The sequence below is a fragment of the Fontibacillus phaseoli genome (genome assembly GCF_003337355.1).
Lineage (GTDB): Bacteria > Bacillota > Bacilli > Paenibacillales > Paenibacillaceae > Fontibacillus > Fontibacillus phaseoli.
On the sequence record NZ_QPJW01000006.1, the window covers coordinates 101,926 to 119,193 of the forward strand.

Annotated in this window: 15 protein-coding genes; 13 read left to right on the forward strand and 2 right to left on the reverse strand. The window is 48.4% G+C overall.

All coding sequences use genetic code 11. From position 1 onward, the window contains the following. The first annotated feature begins 116 nt into the window (after positions 1-116). From DFP94_RS15815 to DFP94_RS15845, 7 genes are all read left to right on the forward strand, one after another. Entirely contained in the window at positions 117-1,016 is a 900-nt protein-coding gene (locus tag DFP94_RS15815; protein WP_114497431.1) for a carbohydrate ABC transporter permease, read from the forward strand. A 19-nt stretch (positions 1,017-1,035) separates the two neighbouring features. Beyond that, on the forward strand, positions 1,036-1,854 hold the full coding sequence (locus DFP94_RS15820; RefSeq protein WP_114497432.1) for a carbohydrate ABC transporter permease: 819 nt from the start codon (positions 1,036-1,038) through the stop codon (positions 1,852-1,854). 228 nt (positions 1,855-2,082) lie between these two features. Then, entirely contained in the window at positions 2,083-3,090 is a 1,008-nt protein-coding gene (locus DFP94_RS15825) for a LacI family DNA-binding transcriptional regulator (RefSeq protein ID WP_114497433.1), read from the forward strand. 40 nt (positions 3,091-3,130) lie between these two features. Then, entirely contained in the window at positions 3,131-3,898 is a 768-nt protein-coding gene (locus tag DFP94_RS15830; protein WP_114497434.1) for an alpha/beta hydrolase, read from the forward strand. A gap of 250 nt (positions 3,899-4,148) precedes the next feature. Further along, complete coding sequence (locus DFP94_RS15835) at positions 4,149-6,314, forward strand: glycoside hydrolase family 3 N-terminal domain-containing protein (protein WP_114497435.1); 2,166 nt, start codon at positions 4,149-4,151, stop codon at positions 6,312-6,314. Positions 6,315-6,542: 228 nt separating this feature from the next. Continuing rightward, positions 6,543-9,923: a GH36-type glycosyl hydrolase domain-containing protein gene (locus DFP94_RS15840; RefSeq protein WP_114497436.1), complete on the forward strand. Its 3,381-nt coding sequence runs from the start codon at positions 6,543-6,545 to the stop codon at positions 9,921-9,923. Between the two features lie 478 nt (positions 9,924-10,401). Beyond that, positions 10,402-11,286: a hypothetical protein gene (locus tag DFP94_RS15845; protein WP_114497437.1), complete on the forward strand. Its 885-nt coding sequence runs from the start codon at positions 10,402-10,404 to the stop codon at positions 11,284-11,286. Between the two features lie 299 nt (positions 11,287-11,585). Here DFP94_RS15845 and DFP94_RS15850 read toward each other — a convergent pair whose 3' ends face one another. Next, a complete protein-coding gene (locus DFP94_RS15850; protein WP_114497438.1) occupies positions 11,586-12,254 on the reverse strand; it encodes a Type 1 glutamine amidotransferase-like domain-containing protein in 669 nt (222 codons plus the stop codon). A gap of 267 nt (positions 12,255-12,521) precedes the next feature. Between DFP94_RS15850 and DFP94_RS15855 the strand changes: the two genes are divergently transcribed. From DFP94_RS15855 to DFP94_RS15870, 4 genes are all read left to right on the forward strand, one after another. After that, positions 12,522-12,884 (forward strand): hypothetical protein, encoded by a 363-nt coding sequence (locus DFP94_RS15855; RefSeq protein WP_114497439.1) that lies wholly within the window; start codon positions 12,522-12,524, stop codon positions 12,882-12,884. A 134-nt stretch (positions 12,885-13,018) separates the two neighbouring features. After that, positions 13,019-13,747 (forward strand): alpha/beta hydrolase, encoded by a 729-nt coding sequence (locus DFP94_RS15860; protein WP_220270923.1) that lies wholly within the window; start codon positions 13,019-13,021, stop codon positions 13,745-13,747. Positions 13,748-13,926: 179 nt separating this feature from the next. Further along, positions 13,927-14,127 carry a cold-shock protein gene (locus tag DFP94_RS15865; protein WP_114497440.1) on the forward strand — a complete coding sequence of 67 codons (201 nt, stop codon included), beginning with the start codon at positions 13,927-13,929 and terminating at the stop codon, positions 14,125-14,127. An 80-nt stretch (positions 14,128-14,207) separates the two neighbouring features. Continuing rightward, entirely contained in the window at positions 14,208-14,420 is a 213-nt protein-coding gene (locus tag DFP94_RS15870) for a cold-shock protein (RefSeq protein ID WP_114497441.1), read from the forward strand. Positions 14,421-14,516: 96 nt separating this feature from the next. On the opposite strand, the gene DFP94_RS15875 is transcribed toward DFP94_RS15870, so the two are convergent. Next, positions 14,517-15,347 (reverse strand): CPBP family intramembrane glutamic endopeptidase, encoded by an 831-nt coding sequence (locus tag DFP94_RS15875; RefSeq protein ID WP_245954875.1) that lies wholly within the window; start codon positions 15,345-15,347, stop codon positions 14,517-14,519. A 304-nt stretch (positions 15,348-15,651) separates the two neighbouring features. Here DFP94_RS15875 and DFP94_RS15880 point away from each other — a divergent pair, with 304 nt between their 5' ends. Beyond that, positions 15,652-16,275: a TetR/AcrR family transcriptional regulator gene (locus DFP94_RS15880; protein ID WP_181873173.1), complete on the forward strand. Its 624-nt coding sequence runs from the start codon at positions 15,652-15,654 to the stop codon at positions 16,273-16,275. Next, complete coding sequence (locus DFP94_RS15885) at positions 16,272-17,165, forward strand: alpha/beta fold hydrolase (protein ID WP_114497444.1); 894 nt, start codon at positions 16,272-16,274, stop codon at positions 17,163-17,165. Before DFP94_RS15880 ends, DFP94_RS15885 begins: the two co-directional genes overlap by 4 nt. The last annotated feature ends 103 nt before the right edge of the window (positions 17,166-17,268 follow it).

Here is a 17,268-nt window from a genome sequence, read left to right on the forward strand (position 1 = left end):
ATTTTGTCTTCCGCCCGCGAAGATGACGCCGGGACTCTACAAAAGCGAGGGTCCCGGTTATGTCTTTACGATTCTTCGTCCGGAAGGGAGTGGAAAAAGTTAAGGGGTGAGGATAAATGAAGCAGCATGCAAATAGCTGGCAGAAATATAAATATCCGTATTTGTTCATTGCTCCGGCCATACTGTTACTTACGGTATTTTCGATCCTGCCGATCATTATCGCATTAGTTATCAGCTTTACCGATATGGACTTGGTGGGGCTTGCCGACTATTCGAACATTCAAGGCGCCGGCTTTACGAATTATCTCGGACTATTTAAGGATCCCGTATTTATAAAATCCATTGTGAACACCGGCATATATGTCGTTATCGGGGTGCCGCTGGTCATTTTATTTGCCATGACAGCCGCACTGCTGCTGAATTATGGAACAAGCTGGCTGTTTAATACGTTTCGGGTTGTTTACTACTTGCCATCCATTACGAATATTGTAGCCGTGGCTGTTGTATGGGGTTACCTCTATAACAGCAATTACGGGCTGTTTAATTATATCCTTTCCTGGTTTGGATTGCCCGCTCAGCAATGGTTGCAGGATCCGATGCTGGCCAAACTGTCGCTCATTCTGATGGCAGTCTGGAAGTCGATCGGCCTGAATATGATTATTTTTCTGGCAGCGCTCCAAGGAATTCCCCGCTCCTATTACGAAGCTGCGGAAATCGACGGTGCCACCGGGTGGAAGAAGCTGCGGTTTATTACCATTCCGTTGCTTAGCTTTGCCACTTTCTTCGTGACGATTACGACGCTGATCGGTTGGATTCAGTTCTTCGAGGAACCGCTCGTGATGACGAAAGGCGGGCCGCTCAATGGGACGATGTCCATGGCGCTCTTTATTTATAACAACGGATTTAAGCTGAGCGACTTTGGGTACGCGGCATCCGGTTCCTTTGTTCTGTTCATCATCATTATCATTGCAACGATTGTGCAGTTCCTCGTCAAGCGGAAGGAAGTTGAATATTAAGGTAAAGGAGGGGACGCAAATGGCGTTGAAAAGACTTGAAAAGGGCCTTATGATATTTCTTCTGGTTGCCTTCGGCATTCTGATGATGATTCCGTTCATCTGGATGCTGGGCTCATCGTTTAAGCCGGAAAACGAATTTACCATTGTTCCGCCGACGATCATTCCGAACCATCCGACCTTCAATAACTATGTGGATCTGTTTGCGAAAATGGATTTCCTCGTGTACCTCAAAAATACGCTGATCATCGTATTATGTTCGTTTGTCGGACTTCTTCTTAACGCGCTTGCCGGATATGCCTTCGCAAAGTTTGAATTTCCGGGCAAAAACAAATTTTTCTATCTCATCCTGGCCACGATGATGATTCCCGCTCAAGTGACCATGATTCCTACTTATCTGATCATCAATAAGCTTGGGCTAGTGAATACGATGGCAGGTATGGTGCTGCCGGGCTTGGTCGGCGCGTTCGGCATCTTCCTCTTCCGCCAGTTTATGTCGACCATTCCGATGGATCTGATGGAAGCTGCGAGACTCGACGGCGCGGGGGAAATGCGAATTTTCTTCCAATTGATTGTGCCGATCGTAAAACCGGTCTTCGCCGTCCAGGGCATATTGACGTTTATCGGCGCCTGGAACAGTTTCTTGTGGCCGTTAATCATCGCCAACGACGAAAGCTTGTACACCCTGTCGGTTGGACTGTCCCTTTTGAAAGGGCAATACGCCTCGAAATTCGGCCTGCAAATGGCCGGGGCCGCATTTATGGTCGTTCCGATCATTATCGTTTTTTCTTTCTTTCAGAAGCACATTATTGAAGGATATACGATCTCGGGGATGAAATAAGTAAAGTATATAAGCTGAACTATTGAAATGGATGGTTGGGCAAGTACGTAAAATGTTCCTACGATCGCTGTTGTTTCCGGATTTCTTGATTTTGTGAAACCTAATAAAGTAGAAATCCGGAAACAAAGGCGACCGCTCCGCTTCTTCGGAATCATTTTACTCCCTTGCCTGCATCGTTTTCTTCAGTTCATCTTATATATGTAAGGGTAGAAAGGATGAACATATAGAATGGCTACGATTAAAGATGTGGCGAAATTGGCCGGCGTGGCGCTTTCCACGGCATCGTACGCACTTAGCGGAGACAGCAAAGTCAGCGCGAAAACGAGAGAAAAAGTGCTGGAGGCTGCCAGACAGCTGAATTATCATAAGAACGGTTTCGCCATGGATTTAAAACGGAGCCGTACGAATACGATTGCGCTAATCTTGACGGATCTGTCCGGACCTTTTTATTCGGAATTGATCCGCAGTGTGCAGGATGTGGCGCTGTCCAACGGTTATGATTTGGTGGCCTGCAGTTCTATGGGGGGCCGGGAGTCTACGGCGGTCAAATATCTACGCGAAAAAAGAGTGGATGGCGCCATCGTGCTTGCGCAAAATATTTCCGATGAAATATTGCTGAACGCGGCCGGTAGCGGCTTTCCGATCATTGCGATGGACCGGCTTACGACGGGCGAAGGGCTGATTAGCGTCGTTGTCGACGGGGAGCTCGGCGGTTATAAAGCGACCCGACATCTCATCGACAAGGGGCATCGGTCTATCGCTTACATTAGCGGGCCGACCAATTCTTACGATAACAGTGTGCGATATCAGGGATATTTACGGGCGATGCACGAGGCGGGTCTTGAGGAGAAAGCGAAGTGGCGGCTGACCGGTAATTTTGTACGGGACGGCGGCTATAAGGCGACGAAAATGATGCTCATGCAAGGCGAGATTCCTTCGGCCGTATTCTATGGCAACGATGAAATGGCGATCGGCGGCATCAAAGCGATGAAAGAGGACGGGTTCTCCGTGCCGGACGATATATCGGTCATCGGATTTGACGATATTCAATTGGCCGAGTACGTTCAGACGCCGCTGACGACGATCCGTCAGCCGATGTATGATTCCGGGTCGCTGGCGGGCCACCTGCTGTTTCAATTACTGAATAATGAACAAGTTAATGATTCCTATAAATTAAAGGTCGAACTGATAGAACGCCAATCGGTGAAAACGGTCGCGGCTGAAATTAAAGGTTGAGAATATCGACATCACGGTGTGTGGAAGTGGAGTGATCGGTTTGGCATTTATACAAACGGCCTTGTTTGCGGAGACGCTCGAGATGTCAACGGATATCCATGCGGTGATTCCGATGGCTGCGCTTCGTGCCAGCGAGGACGGCAAGCTGCCTGTCCTGTACTTGCTTCACGGGCTGGGCGGAGACCATACGGAGTGGACGAGGTTATCCTCGGTGGAGCGTTACGCGGAGGACAGGGGCATCGCGCTCATCCTGCCGCGGGGTGACCGCAGCTACTATATGGATATGAAGCAAGGGGCGGCCTACTACACGTATTTATCGGAGGAACTTCCCGCGATTGCGAAGTCCTTGTTTCCGATCTCCGACCGCCGGGAGGACACATTTATCGCGGGCCTGTCGATGGGCGGCTACGGAGCGTTCAAACTGGCGCTTCGCCAGCCGGAACGCTTTGCGGCTGCGGCAAGCCTGTCCGGAAGCCTGGACATCGTCCACCGTCTAAGCGAGCCGGGAGTATTCCGCAACCATGAGGAACAGCGGATGTTCGGCAGCGTGGCGGAGCTTCGAGGAAGCGATGATGATTTGCTGGCGCTGGCGGGGAAAGTCGCCGCGTCGGGAAATCAGCCGCTGCTGTATCAATGTTGCGGGACGGAGGACTTTTTGTACGAGGGCAACCGGAATTTCCTGAAGCATGGCGAGGAAGTCGGGCTTCGGATTACTTATGAAGAAGAGCCAGGAAGTCATGAATGGGGCTACTGGGACCGCAAGATCCAGAGAGTGTTTGACTGGCTGCCGGTTGAAAAGAACCGATAGTGGGTCGAAGCGGCCCTGAGGGATCGAGCGGGTGAGTGCAATCACAATTCGAAACGTTATTATTTTTTATGTAATAATTGATCTGAGTTATGCGATAATAAAGGAATTTGAAAGGGAAAACGATTCGATTAAATAGAAGATGAACTAAAAAATGATGCAGGCAAGGGAGCAACAGCGATCGTAGGAACATTTTGTGCACTTGCCCCGACATCCATTCAATAGTTCAACTTATATAGGAGAGGGAGAAATCATGTCCGAGCAACGTAGACTGGAACATATTTTGCGAAAAATGACGCTCGACGAAAAAATAGCTCAGCTGCAGCAATTGGCGGCGCCTTTCTATGATGAAGCCGGAGACGATGGGCAAATTACCGGGCCGATGGAATCGCTCGGCATTACGGCGGAGACGGTGACGAACGCCGGCTCGGTGCTTGGCGTAGCCGGGGCTGAGAAGGTCATCTCTGTGCAACGGACGCATATGGCGAACAACCGGCATGGCATTCCGCTCTTGTTTATGGCGGATATCGTGCATGGATTCAAGACGATTTTTCCGATCCCGCTGGCCATGGGCTGCTCCTGGGACCTGGAACTGGCGGAGCGCAGCGCGGAGATCGCAGCCAAAGAAGCGGCTGTTTCCGGGCTTCACGTCACCTTCGCGCCGATGGCGGACCTGGTGCGCGATCCCCGCTGGGGCCGGGTGATGGAATCGACGGGAGAAGACCCCTACCTCAACGCCTTGTTCGCGCGGGCGATGGTCCGGGGCTTCCAGGGCACGGATTTAAAGAACGATACCGGCCGTGTCGCTTCCTGCGTGAAGCACTTCGCGGCCTACGGGCTGGCGGAAGGCGGGCGCGAGTACAATACGGTCGACCTTTCGGAGCGCCAACTGCGCGAGTATTATTTGCCGGCTTATAAAGCCGCTCTCGACGAGGGAGCGGAGATGGTGATGACCTCGTTCAACACGGTCGAAGGCATCCCCGCCAGCGGCAACGTCAAGCTGATGCGGGATCTACTGCGCGGTGAATGGGGATTTGACGGCGTCGTCATTTCCGATTGGGCCGCTATCGGGGAACTGATTGCGCACGGAGTCGCCGAAGATGACCGCGAAGCGGCTTTAAAGGCGATTCACGCTGGTGTGGATATCGATATGATGACTTCGGCTTATGTGCTTGAACTGGCCCGGCTGGTTTCCGACGGGCTTGTGGACGAGTCGCTGATCGACGAAGCGGTGCTGCGCATTTTGCGGTTGAAAGAAAAGCTCGGCTTGTTCGAGAACCCGCTGCGCGGCGCCGACCCGGAAGCGGAACGCGAAGTTGTGTACTGCAAGGAGCATCTTGAGGCCGCGAAAGAGCTGGCGGTGAAATCCTGCGTTCTGCTGAAAAATGAAGGCGCGCTGCCGCTGAGGCAGGGGCAAAGGATCGCGCTGATCGGCCCGTTTGTGCAAAGCGGCGATATTCTCGGCAATTGGTCATGGACCGGATCGCGGGAGACGGCCGTGCGGTTGGGAACGGCGATGGAGGCGCTCGGCGGTTCCGGTCTCGTAGTAGCCGAGGGCTGCGGCATCCATGACATCACCGAACTCCAGCTTGAAGAAGCTCTTAATGCCGCCGGGGAAGCCGACGTCATCGTGTTGGCGCTCGGCGAAGCTTCGGAGATGAGCGGAGAAGCGGCGAGCCGCACCAACATCAAGCTGCCGGATGCGCAGCTTAAGCTTGTGCAAAGCATGAAGCGGCTCGGGAAACCGATGGTTGCCGTGCTGTTCAACGGCCGACCGCTGGATCTGCACGGCATCTACGAGGAAGCCGATGCGGTGCTCGAGGCCTGGTTCCCGGGCAGTGCGGGCGGGGCGGCGATCGCCGATTTGTTATACGGCGTTGCCAATCCTTCGGGTCGGCTTACCATGTCTTTTCCAACCACGGTTGGACAAATTCCGGTCTATTACAACCACTTCAATACGGGACGGCCGAAGCCTGCGGAAGACACGGAGGAGAAGTACGTATCGCATTATCTGGATAGTCCGAACGCGCCGTTATTCCCTTTTGGCTATGGCCTAAGCTATTCGAGTTTTTCATATGGAGAGCTTGCCTTGTCATCGGCTTCGCTGAAGGCGGGCCAGACCTTGCAGGCCAAAGTTCGGGTCAGCAACGACGGAAGCATGGCAGGGACGGAAACGGTTCAGCTTTATATCCGCGACGTTTCCGGCGAGGTCGTTCGCCCGGTGAAGGAGTTGAAGGATTTCCGCCAAGTGATGCTTGCTCCGGGCGAAAGTGCGGAAGTGGCGTTTGAAATCACCGAAGCGCAGCTGCGGTATCACCACAGCGACTTGTCTTTTACAAGCGACGCGGGAAAATTCGAGCTGCACGTCGGAGGGAACAGCCGCGATACGTTGCAGTCGGTGTTCCGATTGGAGCAATAACTTGCTTATTATAGGATGAACGGATGAATGATGCAGGCAAGGGAGTAAAATGATTCCGAAGAAATGGAAGGGTCGCCTTTGTTTCCGGACTTCAACCTTATTAGAATTTATAAGATCAAGAAATCTGGAGACAACAGCGATCGTAGGAACATTTTACGTACTTGCTCTAACAACCCTGTCACTAGATCATCTTATACAGGCTTAAAAGAGAGAAAGGGAGTGAAGAGAATGGCGATGGCAACAGATACCAAACTGTCGATTCAAAAAGGCGAGCTTGAATTCACTTTTCATAAGAATGGCGATCTGTATGAGGCGACCGGCGGCTCCACGATGATCAATCAGCTCCTGAGCAACCCGATTGACGGTTCGCTGGGCAATCTTTACGTCCGGCTGCATACGGAACAAGGGATCAAGGCTTATCCGCTGCTGGGCATCGCGTCGGGCAGCCGTTTTCGTCAAGCCGGTGACCGGCTGATGTGGGAAGGCGAAATAGCCGCGGAAGGACCGAAGGAGCCGATCCGTTATCGGGTCGTGTTTACACTGACCGCCCAAGGCGTATGGTTTTGGGATGTCCAGCTCGAAGGGAGCGGCGCAACCGCCGATATCGTGTACGGACAGGACGTCGGCCTTGCCGACCCGGGCGCCGTCCGCAGCAATGAAGCGTATTTGTCGCAGTACATTGACCATATCGTATTTGAGGATGAGGACAAAGGCTTCGTCGTTTGTTCCCGGCAGAATCAGCCGCAAGGAGGGAAGTTTCCTTATTTGCAGCAAGGTTCGCTGACGAAGGCCGAGGGTTATTCCACGGACGGGTTCCAGTTTTTCGGCTTGACTTACAAGGAAACCAACCGGCCTGAAGCATTGTCCGAGGAAAAACTGGCAAACGAGATTTACCAATACGAATTTGCCTATACGGCGCTGCAATCCCGTAAAACGGAGCTAAGCGGCAAGGCGCGCTTTGTGTTTTACGGTTTGTTCCGCGGAGATCATCCGGCCGCGATGACGGAGCTGGAATATGGCGATGTTATCCGTGAGGCATGGAATGAGGCGGAGGCGGCTTCGGCCGGTTTGGAGCAGGATAGCGAGGGCGGCTGGAACCGGACGGTAACCCTGTCGCCGTGGCTCGGAGAGCCGCTGCAAACCCTGCCGGTGACCGGGGAGGAACTGGAACAATGGTTTCCGCGCCGCCGGCAGGAGGAATTTGCCGGCGATCAATTGCTGTCTTTTTTCACGGAAAGCTATGAGCATATCATTCTGAAAGAAAAGGAACTGCGGGTCGAACGGCCGCATGGCCATATTTTGATGAGCGGGGACAATGTGCGGTTCGGTGCCGAGGTAATCACGACAACCTCCTATATGTACGGCATTTTTAACTCACAGCTGGTCGTCGGTAACACGAACCTCAACAAGATGATGTCCAACGCGCGGAATGCCTTGAATGTGCCGAAGACTTCCGGGCAGCGGATCTACGTAGAGCTCGACGGAAAATATCGTCTGCTCACGCTGCCTTCCTTGTTCGAGATCGGGTTCAACTATGTTCGCTGGTATTATAAAATGCCTGCCGACACGCTGATTGTCACGAACTTCACCACGGTCGACACGCCGGAGGTCCGGTTACAGGTGCGTTCCGCAAACGGCGTTCCTTACCGCTTCCTGGTGACGAATCAAGTCACGATGAACGTGGCGGAATATGAAATTCCGTACGTAATGGAACAGGATGGGGAGGGCGGAGCCCTTACGTTCCGGGCAGACGCCTCTTGCATCAGCGCGCAGGTGTATCCGCAGCTTGCTTACCGGATGGTTCTGGACGGGGCAACGTACACTTTGCGCGACGAGTCGGCCTTGGCCGAAGGAGCCGCTCCGGGCTGCGCCTCGTTGGTGGCGATGGAGCTGGAAGCAAGTGCGGAATGGACGCTGACGCACCAAGGGCTGCTGAACGGCGGCGAGTTGCCGGTTAAGCGCCGCTCCGCCGAAACCGAGATCGAGCGTTATAGAGCTTTTTACGCCGAAGTCATGAGCGGTTTCAAATTGACCAAGGACGGCGGAAGCGAGGACGAATTCTTTAAAGTGAACGCGCTGGCCTGGTGGTATACCCACAATATGCTCGTTCACTACTCCGTGCCGCACGGGTTGGAGCAATACGGCGGCGCAGCCTGGGGGACGCGGGATGTCTGTCAGGGACCGGTGGAATATTTCTCGGCAACCCATCAGTACGGACAAGTGCGGGACATTTTGCTGACGGTTTATGCCCATCAATATGCCGAGGACGGCAACTGGCCGCAGTGGTTCATGTTCGACAAATATACGCAAATCCAGCAGGAGGAAAGCCACGGAGACATTATTGTCTGGCCGTTAAAAGTGCTCGGCGATTATCTGACGGCGACCCGCGACTTTTCGATTCTCGATGAGCAGGTTCCTTACACGAGCAAGCATGGCTTTGACTTTACGCCGGAGACGGCCTCGATTCGTGAGCATGTGCTTAAAGAACTGGGTTACATCAAAGAGCATTTCCTTCACGACACTTATCTTTCTTCCTACGGAGACGGGGACTGGGACGATACGCTACAGCCGGCCAATGCCCAATTGAAGCAGTTCATGGTCAGCAGTTGGACCGTGGCTTTGACGTATCAGGCCGTGGATGTGTTGTCGCAGGCGCTAAGCCAGGTGGACGCCGCCTGGTCGGACGATCTGAAACAGATCGCCGAAGGCATCAAACGAGACTATAACCGTTACATGCTGGGAAAAGGCGTCATTCCGGGCTTCCTTTATTTCGAGGATCCGAGCGACGTAAAGCTGATGCTGCACCCGGAAGACCGGGAGACCGGCATCAAATATCGGTTGCTGCCGATGATTCAAAGTATGATCAGCGAATTGCTTACCCCGGAACAGGCGGAAAGTCATTACCGGCTGATTCAGGATAAGCTACTGTTCCCCGATGGAGTGCGGCTCATGGACCGGCCGGCGCAATATGTCGGCGGGGTCAACGTGCACTTCAAGCGCGCGGAGCAAGCGGCAAACTTCGGCCGCGAAATCGGGCTGCAATACGTGCATGCACACATCCGCTACATCGAAGCGATGGCGAAGACCGGACGGCGGGAACAGATCTGGCATGACCTGGCCGCCATTAATCCGATCGGCATCCGGGATGTCGTACCTAATGCGGAACTGCGCCAAAGCAATACGTATTTCAGCAGCTCCGACGGCAAGTTCAATACGCGGTATGAGGCGCAGCAACGTTTTGAAGACTTGCGGGACGGTTCGGCTCAGGTCAAAGGCGGCTGGCGGATTTATTCCAGCGGCCCCGGGATTTACATGAATCAGCTGATTTCCAATGTGCTCGGCATCCGGGTGGACGGCGGAGATTTGCTCATCGATCCCGTGTTGCCGGATGAGCTGGATGGCACCCATTTCGAGTTTGATTACAACGGCCCCGTCACCTTCATTTACCGGGTGAAGGGCAGTGCCGTTCATTCCGTAACCATAAACGGACGCAAGGCGGAAGCCGAGCGGATCTCCAACCCGTATCGTACGGGAGGCCTGCGCATTTCCCGGGCCGAATTCGATAGGCTGCGGGAAAACGGCAAAGCTGTAGTGGAGATTGAAATGTAAGTTATATAACCAAGAAGAGAGAGACGCCGGGTCTCTCTCTTTTTGTTCTGTCGTTTTACTTTCATCAGATCATGTTTAATCTTTATCCGTCTCCTGAAGAAGTCGACCTCCAGATAAAGGATATGTAGAGGACAGAAACTTAAAGAGGTAGGTGGTCTTTTGTATTTCGGAGTAGACAGTGCGGCTATAAAAACCATGCTAACTGGATTTAAGTATGCTAGGAGAGCGTAATTCACGAGTGTCAATGATGATATATATAGTGCAGTTAGGCGAACTAGTATTTTATTTATTTAATATACTGCCGAAAATATATTATAGGTTCCTCTTTGAGAAGAATGGGCTACATTCTTTAGTAGATGCAAGTTGAGTCTAATGGTCCAGGTGGCAATATTGTTGGGGACAATATCTTTTTCATATAGCATGGGTTGAAAGTTATGGTGGGTATTTTTGGAATTTCCAGATTAGGAGTATAACGTTTATGAAAAAAATTAAAAAGTTGCTATATTTGTTTACATTGAATGGATTTAGGGACGATAGTAAAGCTTACATAATAGGATTTATCAGTTTTTATTTTTCGGTTATTTTTACCATAGGGTCTTTAATTTTCTCAATATATGCTTACTATGTTCCATACAGTTTAAGTAAAGATTCTATTGTTGAAAAACTTAATAATCTGGAAGTGAGTAAACAATGGGGGAAACTAAATAAAGAAGTCGAAAAATTGAAACACGATAATAATAATAAAGACATATATTACTTATTTAAAGGAAGAATAGCAGCAAGAATTACCCAAGTACCTAAAGTCAATCCAGACTTTTACTTTTCTAGAGTGGATCCAGAGAGTCCCTATTACAGAGAAGTACTTCACAGTAGGATTACTTACTATTTAATAAATTTTAACGGAGATGAAAGAAAGGAAAAATTCAGAAACATTGTAAATCAAATGGAGGAGGATGAAATGAACTATGATCATTATTATTTTTTTGTGAAATTATTATCACTGGAAAATTATAATTATCAAAGTGTTCTCCAACTTTATAAGGGATACAGTAATCTTTACAATGAATATAATATTGAGGAGCTAACTTTCAATATCCATACAACAGAGATAGGAGAAATTGATGTAGACAATAAGAGGGCAACTGAAGTGCAATCACTTTATTTGATATTTCTAACAGAATTGTTGTATCTAGGTCAGAGTGAAAATATAACACTACCTAGTGAATGGGACCTTGTTAAAGAACAACTGATACAGAGGAATAGCTTTGTTACTAATGAGATTAAACTGCTTCTGAACTTCTCTAAATCATCCGATTCCTTTAAGGAATTACAGTTAAATTTACATCAAATTATTACTCAATAGCGTTTTTACCGGGTAAAGTGCAGCGTCGTCCATTCCGAGAGTGTTTATTATAATAGGGGTATTCGCGCGGTTTACAACTGCTTGGGAAGGGTTCTTTGCTTTGATAATTTCTGACATTACAGTTCTCACTCAAGCTCTGAAAGGTGAAGGTTAGAACTAGATATAGACGGATGCGGAAAGGCATTCAAAATGTATTTTGACGCCTCTCAGCCCTTATACAGTTATAGAAATGTAGACGCATACTGCTCACTAATGAATTCCAGGAATTACTTATGTAAGGTCACAGCCACTCACCCTAATTAGAGCGTCTCAACCAATTTCTGAATCTTTGAGTGAGAAATTAAATATACAGGACCCATTATTTCTATTTTGCCGTCCTTTACACGTATAGCGCTCTCCTGTTCTGCCGCATAAACATCAATCTCTTCAGACAAGGGAAACAGGTATCCTTGAACAAACGTGGCGTAGTCGCGTTTAGAATGAGATTCATAGGCAAAATGATCAAAGCCAATACCATCATAAACAGTACTTGTTTCAACTTCATAGCCCGTGTTTATCAAGCTTAACCATTTTGCAGCCATGTTTATCGCACCGGCGCTGGCACCCATTATAACGGCATTGCTGTTCTTAATAACATCCGATAATTCATATTCCGCCAAAAAATCGTTTTGCAAAACAGGATCTCCACCGCACAAAAAAATGACAGAAGCGTTTTGAATTAATCGCTGTGCATCTTCCTTCTGCATACGGTAATCAATGAAATGATATTCATTAAAAATAAGGTTAGCCTGATTCAACCATGTCCATTCAGAAATATCATCCATGTTAATTTGCTCACCTGTATAACCAGACGGATTAGCGCTAATCATAACAAGCGATTTTTTGTCTTGTATATCCTCATGCAAACATTGGACCAGCTTCTCTGGAAAAAAATCATTAAACCAACTGAGATAGTAGTGAGTACTCAAACTTAGTTACCTCCATATGTATTATTTACATTCATCTATTCTAACGATAAAACATACTATACACGCTAGAAAAAGAACGGTTCTGAATCGAACTCTATATAACCATAACATGGAATCTAAGTATGTGAATTATGTTTCCGGCCAACCCGCCTAATTGGTGGCCTTTACTATTTCATTTGCCGAAGATTTTTTGATGCAGTGTCTAGCCTTTATACCTTTTTACGTGCACTATAAAAATATATAAATTTGAACGGGTGGGTGATCCCAATGAGCGAACAATTCTGGTTAGTGGTCCAGTATCCTATGAAAAGCGCAAAAGGCAGCCAACGCGACTCCTGGTTAAGGGATAAAGTAATGGAGGTTCTGGAGATCACTCTAGCGGATGCCGGTTTAGGCCATGTTGACGGCTTTGATATGGGAAAGTCCCTATCCGATCCGAAGAAATATGTTCTTAATGTATTTTGCGTCGTTACGGAAGAAGAGCGGAGCCTAGCCTTGGTAAAAAGGGTTCTAAGAGAGAGCCGGCTGGACTATACCCGCATCAAAATTGCTACCATGCCCTATGGAACAGAAGAAGCATACACGCTGAAATATGCAGCTAAAAAGGGCGTTACCGACTTTTCGCTATAGGAAGCGGAGAAGTGATGCTTATGTTCATTCGCTGCGATGGATCCGCTGTAACCTTTGGGATTGTGTCAGGGTTATGTAATCATGTATGGTTTGTTAAAGAGTCGTGAACATCAGGTTCATAGGAGGACATCACATTGAAACCAAAAGTGAAAAGAAGATTGAAAATCACCCTATTAAGCGTAGTAGCCGCTTTGGTATTACTGTGTGCAGGCTTCTACATCTATACCTTGAATTACTATCGGGCCGATGAAAATGCGGTTGCCGTGCTTTCCGGTACGGAGATAGAGCCTCAGATAGAGAAGAAAGACGGGATGTGGATCTTCCATCCAAGTGCCGAACAGGATACGGGTGTCGGGTTCATCTTTTATCCGGGCGGGAAAGTAGAGGATACGGCTTACTCGGTATTGCTACAACAGCTTTCTCGGAAGGGAATCACCGGTGTCCTGGTTCACATGCCTTTTAACCTGGCCGTATTCGATATTGATGCAGCTGATCCGGTCTATGCTCAATTCCCTGAAATCAAACATTGGGTGATCGGAGGGCATTCATTGGGCGGAGCGATGGCAAGCAGTTACGTAGAGAAAAACCAAGACCGGATCGAGGGGCTTGTATTGCTGGGTGCTTACCCTGTTAAGGATAGCGATATACCGACACTGGTTATGTACGGAAGCGAAGATCAGGTACTGGATAAATCCAAGCTATCCTCTTCGTTAAGTCCCTATGTCATCGAAGGAGGCAATCACGCTCACTTTGGGAATTACGGCGAGCAGAAGGGCGATGGAGAGGCGACTATCACTAGGGAGGAGCAACAACAGGTAGCGGTAGAAGGAATCACAAGATTCATAATGGACTTGGCGGAGTGAAAGTAAAAGAAGAGTTGTAAATCAGCTCCAGTTGTGTGATAATTAGTTTATTGGAATTTCGACCTGAATTCACATATTGTAGAGGGTTATGATTTTGATTATGTAGCCTTGTACAATATGTGATTTTTTTTTGGAATTTTGAAGATCATGTAATAATGAAAATATGGAGGTAATGGATCATGGAACAAGGAACAGTAAAGTGGTTTAATGCAGACAAAGGCTTTGGTTTTATCGAGGTTGAAGGCGGAGGCGACGTATTCGTGCACTTCAGTGCAATTGTTAGCGAAGGCTTCAAATCGTTGGACGAAGGTCAACGCGTTGAATTTAATGTAGTACAGGGCAATCGAGGCCCACAGGCCGAGAATGTTGTTAAACTATAAAATTGCTGTTAGAAAGGTCCCAAACATCGTTTTGGGGCTTTTTTTCATTCATTATTCCAGAAGAGAAAGAGGGATGCTGCTTGTACTATTCACGAAAAAGACAGCTGATTGATCTTCCAGAGGAAATGACAATGATATGGTCTTGCACCAATAAAGAGTGCAACGGATGGATGAGGAACAACTTCGTTTTTTCGATTCAACCGATCTGTGGCCAATGTAATTCCTCCATGGAAAAGGGTGAGAAAATACTGCCTATTCTAGCTAATACAAGTCCTAATCAGACAAAGCACTAAATAAGGCGAGGATGGGTAACAATACAAAATATTTCGTTCAAATTCTTCAATTGAAGATTGCTCCATCCCCTGACTTATTTATGTCCCAAATGATTCTTATTTCCTCGAGTGACCTTGTTTTTTTGTCAAAATCAGCATGGGAATAGCGAGCAGCAGGCTAATGATCACGGGGACGATGGAAGCCTCGATGCCGAAGTTACCACCCGTCAGAAGGTAAGGACCGTTGACTTGGACAGAGAAGAGGCCTGATGATGGATGACCCGAGACGGGGATCCCCAATAGTTCCTCTATTGCATTCCACGTAAAATGAATACCGATGACGAACCATAAACTTCTACGCCAGAGAAAGGCGGAACCCAGAAGAACGCCCGCTTGGACGGCAATGGCAATGGCACCCCAAATGGTCGCTTCGGGATTTCCCAGATGTGCGACCCCAAAGAACAGAGAAGTGATTATAAGGGCAACTCGGCTTCCTAACATTTTTTCAATGGCTTGAAAGGCAATTCCCCGAAAAATCAGTTCTTCGACGAAGGCTGCACCAAGGGCTGTTGAGATCGTAGGCAGTATAACGGAGTTGGCATTAGCCGGTAACCATTCAAAGGAGTACCCGCCAAATAAAACAATAATCAGAGTGGATATGCCGATAAAGAACAAACCGATTAGCGCTCCAAAAGACACTTCGGTTACTGCTTTTTTCATCGAGAGCTCGGGTACATCCCGGTGAGCCAACCATTTCATGGTAAGCCAATATAAAATGGCGGCCGTGATGCTCATGGCAATTGCCAAGGTGAGGGCTTCAAATCCGTTTGGACTCTCACTTAATGAGCTAATCAGCCCATTGGCCAGGATAATTACAACGGCTCCGAGGATCATCCAAACCAGCGGAAATTGAATAAATGAATACAATGACAATCGTCTTTTACCCACTCTATGATCTCTCCTTAAAATCAAAAAATATACTAATATTGGTAAAGGGTGCGATTTGATCATAAGCTATAGGGCTATATTTGGCAACTCGTCTGGCGGGTATGGGTTACACTATAGTATGTTAAACCCTCGAATCGCGGGGAGCGCCAGCGACGGGCGGAAGCAGCTCATAATCATGAAAGAGAATGGTTCGGCGATGGTTTTAACATCTGATTCCGTAATAAATCATTGTAAAACGAGAATGCTCTCTTTATAATAAAAGAGAACACTCTCGTTTATTTTTTGCGAAAGGATGGACATCTTCATGCCTAAAATTACGCAACAACAAAAAGAAGCTATCCGAATGGAAATTTTGAATTCAGCACGACATGTTTTCATAGAAAAAGGATATGAAGCCACTTCTATGAGCGATATTGTAACCAGCTCTAGCAGGAGCTTCGGAGGAGTGTATTTATATTATTCCGGCAAGGAAGATGTTTTTCTGGATCTGCTTCGCCGGGAGTATGAAAACATGGCTCCGGATTTTGGATTAGAAGAACAGGGCAGTGCGTGGAATGCATTTGTGCAATTCATACGGGGACAAGAGAAACGGGTTAGAGAGGCGAATGCCGGGTTAGCGCCCTGTTTGTACGAATATTTTATCGTGGGCCGCAGAGAAGATCATCGTCGTAAGTTAATTGAAGAACGGTCCCAGGCTGTATACGGAACTCTGTTTGATTTAATACATAATGGCGTTCAGCGAGGAGAGTTTCATCCTGCTCAGCCTCTGGATATTTTCGTTCATTGGCTCATTTCGTTACTTGAAGGACTTTATATTGAGAGTATTATTAATGGTTTTGAAAATATACAACTAGCCCAGCAATTCGAGTTATTATTGACGGTTTGCCGCTCTATACTTAGGCCATCCGGGTTGGAGGGAAATCTATGACTGGTGCGGAACGGAGTAATTTGTCCGTATTTAAAAGCGAAGCAGGGGCCCGGCTGTTTATGCATACTTACGATAAACTTATGGAGCATTGGCCAAGTCACTATGAAACGATGGAGATCCAAACCGAATTCGGGGTTTGCCATGTGATCGTTAGCGGGCCCGAAGATGGGGAGACCGTCCTGATGTTCCATGGTATGACGAGTAATTCAGCGATGTGGTACCCTACTATTGATGCGCTGAGTGATTTTCGGGTCTATTGTATCGACACGCCGGGGGACTTCGGCAAAAGCAGGGTTGTTAAACGTATTAGCACCCCGGAAGATGCCGTTCTCTGGATGGATCAAGTTCTTGACGCGATTGGGCTTGCTAAGACGACATTCATCGGCCACTCGATGGGAGGTTGGTTTTGTTCGAATTATGCGACAAGTCGACCGGAACGAATCGAGCGGTTAATTCTGCTTGCTCCAGTGGCGACATTTTTGTCGGTCCCATTTCTGAAATTTCTCCAAAAAGTCTATCCAGCCATGCTGTGGCCCAAGCCTGATCGGATTCGCAGAGCGTGGGACTGGTTTTGTAAAAAGGGATACTCTCTTCCTTCGCAAGTTATGGACATGGTGATTGCAGCCTATACGCATGGTCGCTCGCAGCTTCCTGTTGTCCCTCGTCTCATCGAGAAAGAAGCTTGGAGCAGGATTTCGGCACCGGTACTCTTTCTGGTCGGGGATGAAGAGAAAATTTACGATGCCGGGAACGTGATGAAATGTGTCAGAGAAACATTGCCCGATTCAGAGGTCGCGTTGATTAATGGAGCAGGGCACTGCCTTATTCTGGAGCAAAAATCATCCGTGAACGAGGCTATTCAAGGATTTATGACAAAGCCCATTGCGTGACTGGGACCTTTAATATCATTTGAACCGGCCGGTCTATATGGACGGCAATATTAGGATTTATTAATATGAAGAGAGGTACTGGTAAAGAAGTCGGGAGGAAGAA